This is a genomic window from Agrobacterium sp. SORGH_AS_0440 (genome assembly GCF_031453135.1).
Classification (GTDB): domain Bacteria; phylum Pseudomonadota; class Alphaproteobacteria; order Rhizobiales; family Rhizobiaceae; genus Agrobacterium; species Agrobacterium pusense.
The window spans coordinates 1,631,388-1,647,218 of sequence record NZ_JAVIYR010000001.1 but is presented as its reverse complement, the minus strand read 5'-3'; the positions used below and the strand labels follow the sequence as shown (position 1 = coordinate 1,647,218).

Below are 15,831 nucleotides of genomic sequence, written 5' to 3'. Positions count from 1 at the left end.
TTGCCGTCCTGGCCTTATTTTGTGACCGAGGCATTCCAGAAATACGGCCACGGAGCAGGATCGACGCCTTCCAGCTTGTTGGACTTCGCCGCCACGGCATTGAAGTCACCGATCTTGAGAAGCGGCAGCTCGGCATAGATCGTCTTCTGCACGTCGGCCCAGAGAGCGATGCGTTTATCCGGATCGACTTCGGCAGTGAAGGCATCAACCGCAGCCTTGCGTGCCGGCGTATCCCACCAGCCCGGCGAGCTCGTGGAAAGCGCGCCCATCAGCGCCGGTTCCGGCAGGAACGGGCTGTGGCTGATATAAATATCCCAGAGCTTCGGGTCAGCGCGGCGCTGTGTCAGCGTCGCCCAGTCCACCACCTGCATATCCACCTTGAAACCGGCCAGTTTCAGATATTCTGCAGCGACCTGCGCCATCTTGTAATGGAACTCATACTGGCGGCTGGTAAGGATGCGCAGCGGCTCACCATTGTAACCGGCCGCCTTCAGCTTTTCGGCGGCGGCTTCCGGATTGCCGACATTATAGTTGCCCTCGACACCTTCTTCTGAATGCCAGGAGAAGTTGTCGGGATAATAAGCACCGTCGAGCGCGTAGAAATCCGTGCTGCCGAAAGCCGCCGCGAGCATGTCTTCCATGTTCAGCGCTTCCGTCACCGCCTTGCGAACCTCAAGCTTTGAGGACGGTCCCTCCTTGGTGTTGAAGACGAAGACCGGATAGCCGAAGGGCTTCAGCATCAACGGCTGCGAGGCGGAGGACGACTTCACCTTCTCGAAGGATTCCACAGGAATGGAATCGACATAGTCGTATTGGCCCGAAACGGCGGCTTCGACGCGGGTGTTCGGATCAGGCACCGGAACGAAGCGGATTTCATCGAGATATTGATGGCGCGCACCTCCGTAACCGTCGCTTTCGCCGCCGCGGGACTTGTAGCCATCGAAGCGCACGAGCTGGATATACTGGTCGGCCTTGCGTTCCTTCAGCATATAGGGGCCGGTGCCGATGAATTCGGCCATCGGCTCCGCCTGCTTTTCGGCCCGCAGGATGATCGCCGCGGAATTGTTGAACGCGAGCAGCGAGGTGAGCGGGGCATAGGGCTGCTTGAGGGTGATCGCCACCGTACCGGCGTCGGGTGCGGAGATATTCTCGATAAAGCCGGCGGCCTGCTTTCCGCGCGAGGCGATCTTCATCCAGCGTCCGAGCGAGGCGACGACATCTTCAGACGTCATGTCGCTGCCGTCGTGGAACTTGATGCCCTGTCTGAGCTTGATCGTGTAGGTTTTGCCATCTGCGCTGATCTCGGGCAGGCTTTCCGCCAGCAGCGGCGTCACCTTCCAGCCCTTGTCGAAAGTATAGAGCGTTTCGAAAATATGCTGTGTGACGATGCCGACGAGATCGGCGGTAGACGCCATCGGGTCCAATGTCGGCGGCTCGCCGATGGTGGCAACATTGATCACGCCGCCCTTTTCCTGGGCCATCATCACACCCGGTGCAAGCAACAACGCGGCGGTGGCGAGAAATGCAATTTTACGTCTCATGGTCAAGCTCCCAGCTCTTCTGTGTTCCATTATTATGTTATATGCATCTTTATAACAGAATATCTTGCTGCGACGCCTTGTCAATAACCTTGAAGCGAGGAGGAATGATTACCAGACCGAAGGCGACGCATTTTGGCACGCACCGCCCGCCCGGCGCGCTTTCGGGAGCCACAGCCAGACGCCGGGTCGGCGCAGATGTCAGGAAATTAGGAAGCGGGATATTTCGCATCTGCGAACAAGATGCTATTCAAGAGACGGAGCAGGACAGGCTTCCGACAGACATAACCCTGCGTCCATATTATTTTCGCATTGTTTCGTCTTCGCAGCCGCGCTTTTGCGGGTGAAGACAAGATTGATATTCGATACTGCCGGCTTATTTCCAGGTCGGATTACAAATTTTCATTACGTTGATATTATTGAGGAAACTATGAAGACGGCGATCGTCCATGACTGGCTCACCGATAGGGGTGGGGCTGAAAAGGTTCTTCACAACCTTCTCGAAATCTATCCTCAGGCAGATCTTTTCTGCATCGTCGATTTCATGAGCGAGCGTGATCGCGGCTTTCTCGGCGGCCGCCCGGTGAATACCTCCTTCATCCAGAAGCTGCCCTTCGCCCGGAAGAAATATCGCTCTTACCTGCCGTTGATGCCGCTCGCCATCGAGCAATTCGATCTGAGCGGTTATGATCTCGTCATTTCCTCAAGCTATGCAGTCGCCAAAGGCGTCATCGAGGAGCGCCTGGCAAATCGCGCCATCGAGCCGCAGGTTCTGATCACCAAGATTTCCAGCCGCTCCGCACAGGCCTCGGTTCTGGGCGATGTCAAGGAGCCGACAAAGGTGCAGCTGTCGGAAGCAGGTGATCGCGTTCTTGACGTCATCTCTTACGCGAAAGGCCTGAGTGCTCCCAACATAGAGTCCTATGTCACGCTCATTCGGCGCGGGAAAACGGCCCGCGTAAACTATAATCACCTTGTCAGCACGCCTTCTGAAAACATCTATGTGGTGCCGGGCGACACCATCATGGTGGAGCGGGAGCGCCGCACTTATCTCGCCTTCGGCGCTTCCGGCCTCAACGGCCGTTTCGAGTTCGAGGACGCCGATCTCAAGCTCTCGGACGCCCTTGGCAAGGCGGGCGGATTGCTCGACTCCCGGGCAGATCCCGCCCAAGTCTACGTCTACCGCATCGTCAAGCGCGATCTTCTCTTGAAGCTCGGCATCAACACGTCCAAATTCGCTGGCCAGGACGTTCCGGTCATTTTCCGTGCCAATCTGCGCGATCCCTCGACCTTCTTTGCCAGCACGAAATTCCCGATGCAGGATCGCGACATCATCTATGTCACGAACTCGCAGGCCACCGAACTCTACAAGTTCCTGGATCTCGTCGGCTCCGTGCCCGCCACCACAGGCAATGTTGCTGAAGATGTGCTGGCCACCCGCAACGCCATCCGGGCTTTCTGACCTCGGCGTATCGCGTCGCGCAAAAGGCCACCCCGGACACGAGGCGGCCTTTTCCCGTACCAACCGGCGCGAAGAATACGCGCAATGGCGGGGTTGCCTGCGAGCGCGATCCGCTTCAGCCCCTGTACGGCAGGGCAAACGGCCCTCGCGTACGGTTACTGCCATTACAAAAGTTTAAGGTGATTTCGCAGCGTATTGGGTGTCTTGTGGAGGAAAGCTGCTCCCAAGGCTTGCCGCACATGTCGGGAAACATGTATCGCCTTCATTACGCGGAACCGTCAGATGAAACGTTTCTGGACCGCCCTCAGCGTTCTTGCCATCGCAGCCGCCGGCGCGTGGTATTTCAAGGACCGCCTGCCGCTCGATCAAATTCCCTATCTGAAACAATTTGCCAGCATTCCACCGCAGGCAGAGACCGCAACCGCAGAGACGACTGCAAATGCAAAACCGCAATCCTCCCGCAATGGCCAGCCAGGTGCACAACAGGGGCAACGGCAGGGCGGTGGGCGGCGCAATGGCGGACCACCGACCGTCAGCACCATTTCGGTCAGTAAGGCGACGCTGCCAATGGACGCGGCGGCAACAGGGTGGGCGGTAGCAGCCGACATCACCAATATCGCACCGCTCCAGGCCGGCCTCGTCACCGAAATCGAGGCAAAGGACGGCCAGCACATCAAGGCGGGCGATCTGATCCTCAAGATGGACGATCGAATTGCCCGTGCGGCGGTCGACAAGGACAAGGCGAATATCGCCGCCGACCAGGCGACACTTGAACAGACTGAAGCCGCTTTTCAGCGTGCCGCCAACCTCGTCAAGCAGAGCGCCGAGTCACAGCAGGTGCTGGATCAGGCAAGAGCGGCGCGGGACAGCGCCAGCGCCAAGATCGATGCCGACCGCGCAACGCTTGCGTCCGATCAGGTAGCGTTGGAACATATGGAAATCCGTGCTCCCTTCGACGGGAGACTGGGTGATATCAGCGTCAGCCCCGGGGCTTACCTCAGTGCCGGCGTGAATATCGTGACCATCACGAAATACGACCCCATCTCGGTCAGTTTCCGGCTCTCTCAACGCTATCTGCCGCAATTGCGCGAAGGCGTAGCGAAAGACACGGCAGTTGATGTCGACCCTGCGGCGACCGGCGGCGAGGCGATGCGCGGCGTACTGCGTTTTTACGACAACACTGTGGACCAGACCTCCGGCACAGTGCTGGCAAAGGCGGAGTTCAAGAACGACCGCGGCCTTTTGTGGCCCGGTCAGTCCGTCAACGTCACCGCGCATTTTGTTTCCGAAGACGAAATGGTCGTCGTACCGACGGTCGCTGTGAGACCCGGACCGAAGGGCAATTTTGTCTACACGGTCGACGGCGATCATCATGCTCATATGACGCCAGTTGCGGTCGCGCGTTCGAACGGCGACCTCACCGCCATTGCGCGCGGCCTTAATGGCGGAGAGCATATCATCGTCGAGGGCCAGTCGGAACTCGCCGACGGCCAGCTCGTGATCGAGCAATTTTCCGATAAGGGCGGGACGGCAGGCAATCTGGCCGCCAATATTCCGCAGGAAAAGGCTGACCGCCAATGATCCCGAATTTTTGCATCAACCGGCCCGTCGCCACCACGCTTCTCGCCATCGGCCTCGTTCTGGCAGGCCTTGCCGGTTTCCGTTTACTCCCGGTCGCGGCCTTGCCGAAGGTGGATTTTCCGACGATCAACGTGTCGTCATCACTCTCCGGCGCCTCCCCGCAAACCATGGCCACTTCGGTCACCACGCCACTGGTCAAGCAGTTCGAGACAATTCCCGGCGTTAGCGAGATCAGCGCCACCAATACGCTTGGCAACAGCTCGATCGTGCTTCAGTTCGATCTCAACCGCGATATCGACGCGGCTGCTGCCGACGTGCAGGCCGCAATTTCCCGCGCGCAACGGCAGTTGCCGAGCAATATGACGACGACGCCCAGCTATCGCAAAACGAACCCGGCCGATGCCCCGGTACTCTTGCTTGCGGTCAACAGCAAGGAAATGCCCACCAGCAAGGTCGATGAAATCGCCGAGAACATTATCTCCCCGCTCCTTTCCACCATTTCCGGCGTGGCGCAGGTGAGTATCTACGGTGCGCAGACCTATGCCGTGCGCATTGGGCTCGATCCGGCGCAGCTTCAGGCAAGAGGCCTCGGCGTCGATACGGTCACCACCGCCATTGCCCAGGCGAACAATCAGGTTCCCGTCGGCGCACTGCAGAACGATAATCAGCGCCTGACGATCGAAGCCGATACCCAGCGCACGAACGCAGCCGCCTTCCGTTCGCTGGTCGTATCGACGAACAACGGCGCACCCATTCACCTCGGTGATATCGCCAACGTCACCGACAGCATTGACAACACCAATGCGGGCAGCTGGTTCGACGGCGAACAGGCCATCGTTCTCGCCGTTCAGCGGCAACCGGATGCCAACACCGTCGATGTCGTGGACGCCATCAAGGCCAAGCTGCCGGCGCTTCACCAGCAATTGCCACCTTCCGTCAACATCAACGTGATGAACGACGCCTCGACCGCGATCAAGGACGCGATTTCCGACGTTCAGTTTACCCTGTTCCTGACCATCGGGCTGGTGGTGGCAGTGATCTACCTCTTCACCGGGCATCTGACGGCAACCGTCATTCCGGGTCTTGCCGTGCCGTTGTCGCTGATCACGGCTTTCGGCGCGATGTATGTGCTGGGTTACAGCATCGACAATATCTCCCTGCTTGGGCTCACCCTGTCAGTAGGTCTTGTGGTGGATGATGCCATCGTCATGCTGGAAAACATATTGCGCCTGCACGAAGAGGGGCTGCCGATGCGGGAAGCCGCGCTGCAGGGCGCGGCGGAAGTCAGCAGCACCATCCTCTCCATGTCGATTTCGCTTGTCGCCGTCTTCATCCCCATTCTGTTGATGGGCGGGGTGATCGGCAGGCTCTTTAATGAATTCGGCATGGTCGTCACGCTCGCCATCATGGCCTCGGCTCTGGTATCGCTGACGGTCACGCCAATGCTCGCCTCGCGCCTTTCCGGCCACTCATCCCGGCCACCGGCGATCATCCGTTGGTTCGATGCCGGCTTTGAGCGGACGCTTCGTGCCTATGGAAACGCCGTGAGCTGGTGCCTTTCCCATCGCCGTATTGTTTTGGCGTCATTTCTCGCCTCGATCGCGGCATCTCTTTATCTATTCGAAGTGCTGCCCTCCAGCTTCTTCCCCCAGGAAGACATCGGCCGTCTTTCGGTTTCGACGCAGGCGCGAGAGGATATTTCCTACACGGCGATGCGCGATCTTCAGGCGCAGGTTGCCGATCAGATCCGCAAGAATCCGGCCGTGGTCCACGTTACATCCATCGTTGGCGGCAATTCGCGCAATCCGCTGAACAACGGCTCGATGTTCGTCGAACTCAAGCCCAAGGAGGAGCGTGCACCTCTGAGCCAGGTTCTGACGGAACTGGGCCAGGCCAGCTCGAAAGTCGCGGGCATCCGCACCTATATCAACCCGCAGCAGAGCCTGCGTTTCGGCGGGCGCAGCTCTGCCAGCCAATATCAACTCGTGGTGCAGGGCTTGAACGCTGATATCACCAATGAATGGTCGAACAAGCTGATGGAGGCGATGCGCCGCGACTATACCTTCACGTCAGTCACCTCCGATGCCCAAAACGGCGCCATCGCCGCCACGATTTCGGTCGATTCGGAAAAAGCCGCTGCCTTCGGGATTACCAATGATCAGCTGCGCAAGACACTGGAAATGTCCTTCGGCGGTTACACCGCCGCCCAGATCCAGTCGACCGGCGACAGCTACGACGTCATTGTCGAGTTCGACAGCTCGAAGCCGTGGAATGACGATTTTCTGAGCGACATCAATATTCTTTCGGCCAAAACGGGCGTACTGGTGCCGCTTTCCAACTTCGCTGCCATCACCCGGACGCAAGCGCCGGTTACCATCAATCAGACGGGCCAGCTCGTCTCCACCACCATCTCCTTCAACCTGCCGGATGGTGTGGCACTCTCCGACGCCACAAGTCGGATTGACCAGCTCAAGACCACGATAGGCCTGCCGCAGGATGTCTTCACCAGCTATGGCGGCACGGCGGCGATCTTCCAGCAGAGCCAGGGGAACACCGGAATCCTCATTCTGGCGGCGGTGCTCACCATCTATGTCGTTCTCGGCGTTCTCTATGAGAGCTTCATCCACCCGCTGACTATTCTTTCCGGTCTGCCGGCAGCGGCCTTCGGCGCCCTTGTGGCGCTGAAGGTAATGGGGATGGATTTCTCCATCATCGCCCTGATCGGGCTATTGATGCTTATCGGCATCGTCAAGAAAAACGCGATCATGATGATCGACGTGGCGGTGGAGCTGATGCGCGAAAAAGCGGAACCACCCGCAACCGCCATTCACGAAGCCTGCGTGCGCCGGTTCCGCCCGATCATGATGACGACATTCTGCGCATTGCTTGGTGCTCTTCCCATCGCGCTCGGCTCGGGCGCCAGTTCAGAACTGCGCCAACCGCTCGGCATCGCGGTGGTCGGTGGTCTCATCGTCTCGCAATTTCTGACATTGTTCATCACGCCTGTCATCTTCGTGGAAATGGACCGCTTCGGCCGCTTCCTCACAGGGCTATTTTCCCGCAAAAAAGCGACGGAAAAACACGCCGGGCCGCAAACGCCGCAAACAACAGGCGAACCAGACTCTGTTGCCGCTTGACAAAGATTTTCGAGCCGCATCGGTGACTCGAATATCTGTCGAAGATCATGAAAGTCCGGCCGGAGCATACTACTGCCGGGCAAACCGCCCGAAGGCTCCGCCCGAAAAGCACAGCGGATCGCCATCTCGATGGGCGGCGCGCAGCACTTCACCGACAATGATGGTGTGGTCGCCCGCATCATGCGCCGCCGCCTGCCGGCATTCAAAACGGGCCAGCGTTCCGGGGATGACCGGTACGCCTTCATCGTTCAATTCCCAGTCAAGATCATCGAAAGCACGGCCGTTGCGGGTGAAGCGGGCGCTCAGCACGTCCTGATCGGCGCTCAGCACATGAATAGCGAAATGGGTGGCGCCGCTGAAGGCCTGATAACGCGACGAGCTTTTCGCAGGTGACCACAGCACCAGCGGCGGATCGAGCGAGACGGATGCGAAGCTGTTGACCGTCATGCCGATCGGGCCTTCCGGGGTCGTGGCTGTTACCACCGTAACACCGGTGGTGAAAGCGCCGAGCGCATTGCGAAAGCTGCGGCTGTTTTCGCCGCCGGGAACGAATACATGTTCATTGGGCATCTTGATCGCCTCTGCAACTGTCATCACGCCACCTCTTTTCCAATCGCAAGGGTGTAGAGTTCAAACCATGTCTGGCGGTCCATCGTCACGCGAAGCGCATCGGCAGCGGTTTTGATGCGTTCGAGATTGTTGGTGCCAAGCACCGGCACGATCTTTGCCGGATGGCGCAGCAGCCAGGCGATCGCGACGGCCGTCGCGTCGACGCCCTGTTCCTTGCCGACGCGCTGCAGGTTAGCCATGGTGCCGCGATGCGCGCCGGAGAACAGCGAACCGCCACCGAGCGGCGACCAGGCCATGGGCGAAATACGCTTTTCCTGCAGGTAGGCGAGATCGCCATTCGTGAAGGAATCGGTGGCAAGCAGGCTCATTTCGATCTGGTTCGTCACCAGGCGGTTGCTCATGGCCGATTGCAGCAGCGAAAAATCCCACGGGCGGAAATTGGAGACGCCAACCGCCTTGACCTTGCCCGACGCCACCAAGGCATCAAGTGCCTTGCCGGTTTCTTCCGCGTCGATCAGCGGGTCGGGGCGGTGAATGAGCAGCAGATCGACGTGATCCGTTCCCATATCGCGCAGCGACGCTTCCACCGACGCGTTAATGTGGACCGCGGTCGTGTCGTAATGCTTGACGCGGGCGGCAGCATGACGGCCGGCCGGGGCGACGATGCCGCATTTGGTGACGATCTCGATTTTGTCGCGCAGTCCTGGCGCAGCTTTCAATCCGGCGCCAAGAATGGCTTCCGCCGTGTATCCGCCATAGATATCGGCCTGATCCATTGTTGTGATGCCCTGTGCGAGGCAGGCCTCGATCTTTGCCTGTACATGCGCCGGCGAGGTGTCTGCATCGTCACCAATGCGCCACATGCCGTAAACGATGCGGCTGAGTTCGAGTGTGTCAGAAAGAGCGATACGTTCCATCAGTGGCGTTCCCCGTTGCCGAGCGGCGTCGCTGGCGTTACAGAAGGCACCCGGCCATAGGCATGCGGCAGGGAGCAGGTTTTCATCTGCGGCAACACCTTGGTGCCGAAATGTTCCGCCTCGTCGAGATGCGGATAACCGGACAGGATGAAGGCGCGGATACCCATCCTCTGGTAATCCTCCAGCGCCGAAAGAACCTGATCCGTCGAGCCGACAAGTGCTGCACCGCAGCCGGAGCGCGCCCGGCCGATGCCGGTCCACAGATTGGGTTCGACATAACCGAACTTGTCAGCGAGTTCACGGGCCCGTGCCTGATGCGACACGCCGAGTGAACCGCTATCGTGGGCGCGGTTGCGGATCAGCTGGCCGTATTCATCATCGAGCTTGGAGACCAGATGTTCGGCATATTCGCGGGCTTCCTTTTCAGTATCGCGCACCACCATATGGACGCGCAGACCATAATCCAGCGTGCGGCCATGGGCGGAAGCGCGCTCGTTGGCGGCGCGCATGCGGTCCGCCAGCTGGTCCTTCGTCTCCGGCCACATCAGATAGACGTCGCATTGTGCGCCACAGAGCTCAAGGGCATCTGGAGAATAACCGCCGAAATAAAGAAGCGGGCCGCCATTCTGCTGGTAGGGTCTCGCCGGCTCGGTCGATACGCCCTTGAACTGGTAGATTTCGCCGTCGTGGTCGATGGTGTCGCGGGTCCAGGCCTGCCGCAAAATCTCGACGACCTCGTGGCTGCGCTTGTAACGAAAGGCGCTGTCGGCGACTTCGCCCGGGAAATCCGAACTAATGACGTTGAGCGTCAGGCGGCCCTTCAGCATGTGGTCGAGCGTGGCAACCGTACGCGCCAGCATGATCGGCTGCATTTCGCCACAGCGGATAGCGGCAAGGAAATTGATACGGTCGCTGATCGGCGCACAGCCGGCGACAAAGCTCAGCGTATCCTGCCCCACCTGATAGGACGACGGGCAGAGAATGTTGCGGAAGCCAAGTTCCTCGGCTTTTTTGACGATATCCGAGCAATGTTCGAAGCTGGAACGCAGGCCTCCATCCGGCACGCCGAGATAGGCGTAATCATCGGAACACAAAGCGGAAAACCAGGAGACCTCGGCAGCATCAAGATCAGCGGATGTAACGGGTACGACGGTCATGCAATTCCTCCTCAGGGCCGCTCTCGTTGTTCTTGCATAACATCAAGAAATATGTAAATCAATGATGTATCAATTTTTGTTTCGGGTGGAGGAAACGGCCTATGAGACACACTGGTGGCAGTTTGCCCATGTATCTGCAGATCGCCGAAATGCTGGTGCGCGAGGTGTCAGCAGGGCGGCTGATCGACGGCGAGAAGCTTGCGCCGGAGCGCGATATGGCTGCCGATCTCGGCATCGCCGTCGGTACGCTACGCAAGGCGCTCGCCGAATTGCAGGAGCGCGGCCTTCTGGAGCGCGTGCAGGGTTCCGGCAACTACATCCGCGCGGTCAGCGATCCGCAAAGCGTCTACGCTTTCTTCCGGCTTGAACTGATCGAGGGCGGCGGCCTGCCGACAGCGGAGGTTCTGGATGTGACCCGGTTAGCGAAGCCCGCCGATCTGCCCGCTTTTGGCACCTCCTCCGAAGGACACAGGATTCGTCGTCTGCGGCGCATCGCCGGCAAACCGGCCGCCATCGAGGAAATCTGGCTTGATGGTTCCTATGTTGACACGATCACCATCGAAAATATGTCGGAATCTCTCTACCTCTATTACCGCACTCGCCTCAACCTCTGGATATCGAAGGCGGAGGATCGCATCGATCTCGGTGACGTGCCCGAATGGACGCCCGAAGCGTTCGGCCAGAAAGCAGGCGCATCCGTGCCCCGCGTCCTGCGTCTCAGCCAGGCGCAGGATGGTGCGGTGGCAGAAGTTTCCTGGACCTGGTTTGACCACACCGTGGCGCGCTACGTTTCTCGCATACGTTGAGACTACGCAAAATTCGCATGATCTACAGGAGTGACGGAATTTGACGGCAGGCAAGCCAACAACTGCCCGCCAGCGGGCGATTTCGCGGATATATTTGTCTTAATCAATGACTTAGTAGTTTTTGATTTCTGTCAGAAATAAAATTGATACACTATTGATTTCCTTTTAGTGAAAGGTAATATCACGACCTCAGGGAGACAGGCGTTTCGCCACCCCACGTTATTGCCGGACAATCGGGCTCGATTTTCGAAGATGCAGTACGGGGAACTTGAAGGTTGATACCGGCTATTGCGTCCATTGAAATTTCGGGCGTGCCGGTCGTGAGGAGGAAAATATGGCTTCAGTCAGCCTGCGCAAGCTGGACAAGAGTTACGGTGCGCTTCGCATCGTCAAGGGCATCGACCTTGAAATCAACGATGGCGAATTCGTCGTATTTGTCGGCCCTTCCGGCTGCGGCAAATCAACGACGTTGCGCATGGTCGCAGGGCTGGAGAGCATTACTGGCGGCGAGGTGAAGATCGGCGACCGTGTCGTCAACCGGCTGCCGCCGCGCGAGCGCGACATCGCCATGGTGTTTCAGGACTATGCGCTTTATCCGCACAAGACGGTGCGCGAAAACATGGGCTTCAGCCTTAAGGTGCGCGGTGTCAGCGCCTCGCAGGCCAATGCCAGCATCGATGAGGCGGCAAAGATGCTGGGCATCGAGCACCTTCTCGATAGGCGGCCCGGACAGCTTTCCGGCGGCCAGCGTCAGCGTGTGGCCATGGGGCGCGCCATCGTTCGCCGCCCGCAGGTCTTCCTGTTCGATGAGCCGCTTTCCAACCTCGACGCTAAACTCCGCGGACAGGTACGCACGGAAATCAAACGCCTGCACCAGCAGCTCGGCACCACCATCATCTATGTCACCCATGACCAGGTGGAGGCGATGACGCTGGCGGACCGCATCGTCATCCTGCGCGGCGGTGATATCGAACAGGTCGGCACGCCGGATGAGGTTTATAACCGCCCGGAAAGCGTGTTCGTCGGCGGTTTCGTCGGTGCGCCCGCCATGAATTTCGCGCGAGCCAAGGTGAATGGCGACCGGCTGACATTCTCGGACGGCAATTTCCTGCCGATGGCGGCTATCCGGCCATCGCGCGAAACGGGACTTGAAGGCCGCGAAGTCATCGTCGGCATCCGCCCGGAGCATTTTGGTACTGCCGAGAGCCTCGACAGCCAGCTTGCCGTAAAGGTGCAGGTGGTGGAGCCGCTGGGCTCGGACACGCTCGTCCATTTCAGCCTCGGCGACGCGGCGCTGACCGCACGGATGCCGCCGCAGCTTCGGCCAACGCCGAACGAGGAACTGCGGATCGGGGTCGATCCGTCCAAGGTCCATCTTTTCGACGCAACAACAGAGCGCTCGATCCACTGATTGCCGGGCAAAATGCCACGGCCAAGGATTAATAACGGGAGGAACACATGACATTCAAAACTATCCGGGGCAAAGCCCTCATGGGCGCAGCGCTCTGCGCAACAGTGCTCACTTTTTCAGGTCAGGCCTTTGCCGATGCCGAGCTGAAGATCTTCGTTTCCAGCCAGCATCAGCCGGATGTCTGGCGCAAGGCGCTCGATCAATATGAGGCGAAGACGCCGGGCGTGAAGGTGGTCATTGAGACCGGCGGCAACACCTCGGAAATGCAGGCGCAATATCTCAACACTGTGATGTCGGCCAAGGATTCGAGCCTCGACGTATTGATGCTCGACGTCATCCGTCCCGCGCAATTTGCAACAGCCGGCTGGACCAGCGATTTTGCCGGCAAGGACATGTCCGCCTATCTGCCGACCTATGCCGAAGCCAACACGGTGGACGGCAAGATCGTGGCGTTGCCAGCCTTCGCCGACTCCATGTTCCTCTATTACCGCAAGGACCTTCTGGATAAATACGGCATCAAGCCGCCGACCACCTGGGACGAGCTGAAGGAAGCGTCCAAGAAGGTCATGGAAGGCGAAAAGAACCCGGAGCTTCAGGGCCTGTCCTTCCAGGGCAAGGCGATCGAAGGCGCGGTCTGCACCTTCCTCCTGCCCTACTGGAGCGACGGCAAGTCGCTGGTTGAAAACGGCAAGCTGAACTTCGACAACCAGGCGGCGGTGGATTCGCTGAAGCTCTGGAAGAGTTTTGTCGACGAAGGCATTTCCAAGAAGAACATTTCGGAGGTGGCGACCGACGACACCCGCAAGGAGTTCCAGGCCGGCAAGGTTCTCTTTGCCGTCAACTGGTCCTATGCCTGGACCCATTTCCAGGGCAAGGAATCGCAGGTGAGCGACAAGGTCGGCGTCGCCCGCCTTCCCGCCGTCAAAGGCGGTGAGCAGACGACCTGCCTCGGCGGCTGGGAATTCGGCGTGTCCGCCTATTCCAAACAGCAGGATGAAGCCAAGAAGCTTGTCGAATATCTCTCCAGTCAGGATGTATCGAAGTTCATGGCCATCAATGCAGCGCTCCTGCCCACCTACGCCGCTCTCTACAAGGATGCCGACGTGACCAAGGCAATCCCGTGGTTCGCGGATGCCCTGCCGGTCGTCGAAACAGCAAAGGCCCGTCCGGTGACGCCGCGTTACAACGAGGTCAGCGAGACCATCCGCACCACGGTCAACGGTGTGCTCGCCGGTGTCATGACGCCGGAGGATGGCGCAAAGCAGATGGAAAGCCGTCTGCGGCGCGTTCTGCGATAAGCTTCGGGCCGGAAGGCGGCGTGTGCACCGCGCCCCTTCCGGCCGTTTCGACTGACAGGATGAAAGGCGCCTCAAGGGCGCGAAACGGGCCGGACATAAACCGGTCCGACCGGGAGACGATGACGTGAATCCAGTTGCGGGAGTGGCAGACGTGACAATGCCGGAAAGAACCATGGTTCGGGTGGACGAGAAACCGCAGCCGCGCTGGACGCGGTGGCTCGATCTCGGCGACCGGTCGCTGGCCGTGCTGCTGCTCGCGCCAGCGGCGATCCTGCTTTCGCTCATCATCGTCTATCCGGTGGCGCGGCTCGTCTATACGAGCTTCTTCAGCCTGTCGCTGACCTCGGGCCTGCCGGCGGAATTCATCGGCTTTGAAAATTACACGGCGATGTTCGACGATCCGATTTTCTGGGAAACGACCTGGAATACGGTGCTGATAACGCTGATCACCGTACCCGGCGCACTGTTCATGGGCCTTGGCCTCGCATTGCTCGCCAACCTGCCTTTCTCCATGCAGTGGCCAATGCGGCTTTCCCTTCTCATCCCCTGGGCGCTGCCGCTGTCCTTTGCAGGTCTCATCTTCGCGTGGTTCTTCCATTATGAATATGGTGTGGTCAACGACGTGCTGAACCGGCTGGGCTTTGAAGGCATCATCTGGTTCAACTCACCGAACTGGGCCTTTGCCGCGATCTGCCTGACGATCATCTGGAAGACCTCCTCCTTCATGGCGCTCATGATCCTCGCCGGGTTGCAGACCATCCCGCGCTCGCTTTACGAGGCAGCGGATGTGGATGGCGCCGGCAAGATCAGGCAGTTCTTCGAAATCACCCTGCCGCTTCTGAAGCCATCGATTATCGTCGCCCTCATCTTCCGCACGATCACGGCGCTACAGACCTTTGATATTCCTTACATGATGACCGGCGGCGGCCCCGGCACATCCACCACGACGCTTGCCATGTATATCCACCAGAACACCGTCTCCTTCCTCGATCTCGGTTACGGCTCGGCCTTAGCGGTCATGATGTTTGCGCTTTCCATGTGCGTCACCGCCGTTTACCTCCGTATCATCAGGACAAAGGACTGATCCCATGAGCACCGTCGCCACCTCCTCCGGTCTGTCCACCTTCTTCTCTGGCAAGCCGCTGCGCTTCATCGCGGCCTCCATTCTTCTGATAAACGGCCTTTTCCCGGCTATCTGGATCCTCTTCACCTCGCTGAAAACCGAGGCGGAGCTGACTGTCAAGCCGATCACCTGGTTTCCGCACGCGCCGACACTCGCCAACTACATGCAGGCCTTTTCGGATCAGCCGCTGCACCTCTTCCTGTTCAACAGCTTCATGGTGGCGCTGCTTTCCACGGCACTGACCATCCTGATTTCGGTGTTGGCGGCTTACGCACTGGCGCGGCTGAACCTTAAATACCGGGCGCTTATCCTGTCGCTCATCATCGCCGTTTCCACCTTTCCGCTGGTGACACTGCTTGTGCCGCTGTTCGAAATCATGCGGGCGCTCAATCTGCTCAACAGCTGGACGGCGCTGATCCTGCCCTACACGGTGCTTTCACTGCCGGTGTGCACGCTGATGCTGGTTTCCTTCTTCGAAAGTATTCCGCGCGATCTCGAAAACGCCGCCATGATCGATGGCTGCACCCGCATCGGCGCGCTATTCAAGGTCGTCGTGCCGCTTTGCGCGCCGGGCGTCTTCACCGCAGGCATCCTTGCCTTCGTGAATGCCTGGGACGAGTTCCTGCTGGCGCTCTCCTTCAATTCCAATCCTGCGCTGCGCACACTGCCCGTTGGCATCCAGCTTTATCAGGGGGAGTTCGCTTTCCCCTGGCCGGTTATTTCGGCAGCGTTGGTGGTTGGCATCGTGCCGGTCGCGATCCTCATCGTCATCTTCCAGGAACGGGTTGTCTCTGGCCTCACCGCCGGCGGTCTCAAGGGCTAATAGGTTAA

At 59.2% G+C, this 15,831-nt stretch carries 12 protein-coding genes; 8 read left to right on the top strand and 4 right to left on the bottom strand.

From position 1 onward, the window contains the following. Window positions 1-14: 14 nt before the first annotated feature. Window positions 15-1,541, bottom strand: a complete 1,527-nt coding sequence (locus tag QE453_RS07500; RefSeq protein ID WP_309776634.1) for an ABC transporter substrate-binding protein — start codon at window positions 1,539-1,541, stop codon at window positions 15-17. 427 nt (window positions 1,542-1,968) lie between these two features. On the opposite strand from QE453_RS07500, the gene QE453_RS07495 reads away from it, so the two are divergent. The 3 genes from QE453_RS07495 (at window position 1,969) to QE453_RS07485 (ending at window position 7,718) form a co-directional block, all read left to right on the top strand. Then, window positions 1,969-3,000 (top strand): hypothetical protein, encoded by a 1,032-nt coding sequence (locus QE453_RS07495; RefSeq protein ID WP_309776633.1) that lies wholly within the window; start codon window positions 1,969-1,971, stop codon window positions 2,998-3,000. Window positions 3,001-3,282: 282 nt separating this feature from the next. Further along, window positions 3,283-4,581: an efflux RND transporter periplasmic adaptor subunit gene (locus tag QE453_RS07490; RefSeq protein WP_309776632.1), complete on the top strand. Its 1,299-nt coding sequence runs from the start codon at window positions 3,283-3,285 to the stop codon at window positions 4,579-4,581. Further along, on the top strand, window positions 4,578-7,718 hold the full coding sequence (locus QE453_RS07485) for an efflux RND transporter permease subunit (protein ID WP_309776631.1): 3,141 nt from the start codon (window positions 4,578-4,580) through the stop codon (window positions 7,716-7,718). The genes QE453_RS07490 and QE453_RS07485 overlap by 4 nt, the downstream gene beginning before the upstream one ends. A 69-nt stretch (window positions 7,719-7,787) precedes the next feature. Here QE453_RS07485 and QE453_RS07480 read toward each other — a convergent pair whose 3' ends face one another. From QE453_RS07480 to QE453_RS07470, 3 genes are read right to left on the bottom strand one after another with little or no spacing between them, the layout of a single operon-like run. Beyond that, window positions 7,788-8,312, bottom strand: a complete 525-nt coding sequence (locus QE453_RS07480; RefSeq protein ID WP_004438731.1) for a flavin reductase family protein — start codon at window positions 8,310-8,312, stop codon at window positions 7,788-7,790. Further along, window positions 8,312-9,205 (bottom strand): aldo/keto reductase family oxidoreductase, encoded by an 894-nt coding sequence (locus QE453_RS07475; RefSeq protein WP_309776630.1) that lies wholly within the window; start codon window positions 9,203-9,205, stop codon window positions 8,312-8,314. The genes QE453_RS07480 and QE453_RS07475 overlap by 1 nt, the downstream gene beginning before the upstream one ends. Continuing rightward, on the bottom strand, window positions 9,205-10,362 hold the full coding sequence (locus tag QE453_RS07470) for an LLM class flavin-dependent oxidoreductase (protein WP_309776629.1): 1,158 nt from the start codon (window positions 10,360-10,362) through the stop codon (window positions 9,205-9,207). Before QE453_RS07470 ends, QE453_RS07475 begins: the two co-directional genes overlap by 1 nt. 101 nt (window positions 10,363-10,463) lie before the next feature. On the opposite strand from QE453_RS07470, the gene QE453_RS07465 reads away from it, so the two are divergent. From QE453_RS07465 to QE453_RS07445, 5 genes are all read left to right on the top strand, one after another. Continuing rightward, window positions 10,464-11,168: a GntR family transcriptional regulator gene (locus QE453_RS07465; protein WP_111814065.1), complete on the top strand. Its 705-nt coding sequence runs from the start codon at window positions 10,464-10,466 to the stop codon at window positions 11,166-11,168. Window positions 11,169-11,502: 334 nt separating this feature from the next. After that, a complete protein-coding gene (locus QE453_RS07460) occupies window positions 11,503-12,579 on the top strand; it encodes an ABC transporter ATP-binding protein (RefSeq protein WP_142186543.1) in 1,077 nt (358 codons plus the stop codon). A gap of 47 nt (window positions 12,580-12,626) precedes the next feature. Continuing rightward, window positions 12,627-13,877: an ABC transporter substrate-binding protein gene (locus QE453_RS07455; RefSeq protein WP_142186541.1), complete on the top strand. Its 1,251-nt coding sequence runs from the start codon at window positions 12,627-12,629 to the stop codon at window positions 13,875-13,877. Window positions 13,878-14,049: 172 nt separating this feature from the next. Further along, window positions 14,050-14,961, top strand: a complete 912-nt coding sequence (locus QE453_RS07450) for a carbohydrate ABC transporter permease (RefSeq protein ID WP_035208133.1) — start codon at window positions 14,050-14,052, stop codon at window positions 14,959-14,961. A 4-nt stretch (window positions 14,962-14,965) separates the two neighbouring features. Continuing rightward, window positions 14,966-15,823 carry a carbohydrate ABC transporter permease gene (locus tag QE453_RS07445; protein WP_107340073.1) on the top strand — a complete coding sequence of 286 codons (858 nt, stop codon included), beginning with the start codon at window positions 14,966-14,968 and terminating at the stop codon, window positions 15,821-15,823. Window positions 15,824-15,831 lie beyond the last annotated feature (8 nt).

What these genes read in the sequence shown, in the direction of transcription:
- QE453_RS07485 (WP_309776631.1), top strand. Translation starts at nt 4,578, where the DNA reads ATGATCCCGAATTTTTGCATCAACCGGCCCGTCGCCACCACGCTTCTC.
- QE453_RS07480 (WP_004438731.1), bottom strand. Translation starts at nt 8,312, where the DNA reads ATGACAGTTGCAGAGGCGATCAAGATGCCCAATGAACATGTATTCGTT.
- QE453_RS07465 (WP_111814065.1), top strand. Translation starts at nt 10,464, where the DNA reads ATGAGACACACTGGTGGCAGTTTGCCCATGTATCTGCAGATCGCCGAA.
- QE453_RS07450 (WP_035208133.1), top strand. Translation starts at nt 14,050, where the DNA reads ATGGTTCGGGTGGACGAGAAACCGCAGCCGCGCTGGACGCGGTGGCTC.
- QE453_RS07490 (WP_309776632.1), top strand. Translation starts at nt 3,283, where the DNA reads ATGAAACGTTTCTGGACCGCCCTCAGCGTTCTTGCCATCGCAGCCGCC.
- QE453_RS07460 (WP_142186543.1), top strand. Translation starts at nt 11,503, where the DNA reads ATGGCTTCAGTCAGCCTGCGCAAGCTGGACAAGAGTTACGGTGCGCTT.
- QE453_RS07495 (WP_309776633.1), top strand. Translation starts at nt 1,969, where the DNA reads ATGAAGACGGCGATCGTCCATGACTGGCTCACCGATAGGGGTGGGGCT.
- QE453_RS07470 (WP_309776629.1), bottom strand. Translation starts at nt 10,362, where the DNA reads ATGACCGTCGTACCCGTTACATCCGCTGATCTTGATGCTGCCGAGGTC.
- QE453_RS07475 (WP_309776630.1), bottom strand. Translation starts at nt 9,205, where the DNA reads ATGGAACGTATCGCTCTTTCTGACACACTCGAACTCAGCCGCATCGTT.
- QE453_RS07500 (WP_309776634.1), bottom strand. Translation starts at nt 1,541, where the DNA reads ATGAGACGTAAAATTGCATTTCTCGCCACCGCCGCGTTGTTGCTTGCA.
- QE453_RS07445 (WP_107340073.1), top strand. Translation starts at nt 14,966, where the DNA reads ATGAGCACCGTCGCCACCTCCTCCGGTCTGTCCACCTTCTTCTCTGGC.
- QE453_RS07455 (WP_142186541.1), top strand. Translation starts at nt 12,627, where the DNA reads ATGACATTCAAAACTATCCGGGGCAAAGCCCTCATGGGCGCAGCGCTC.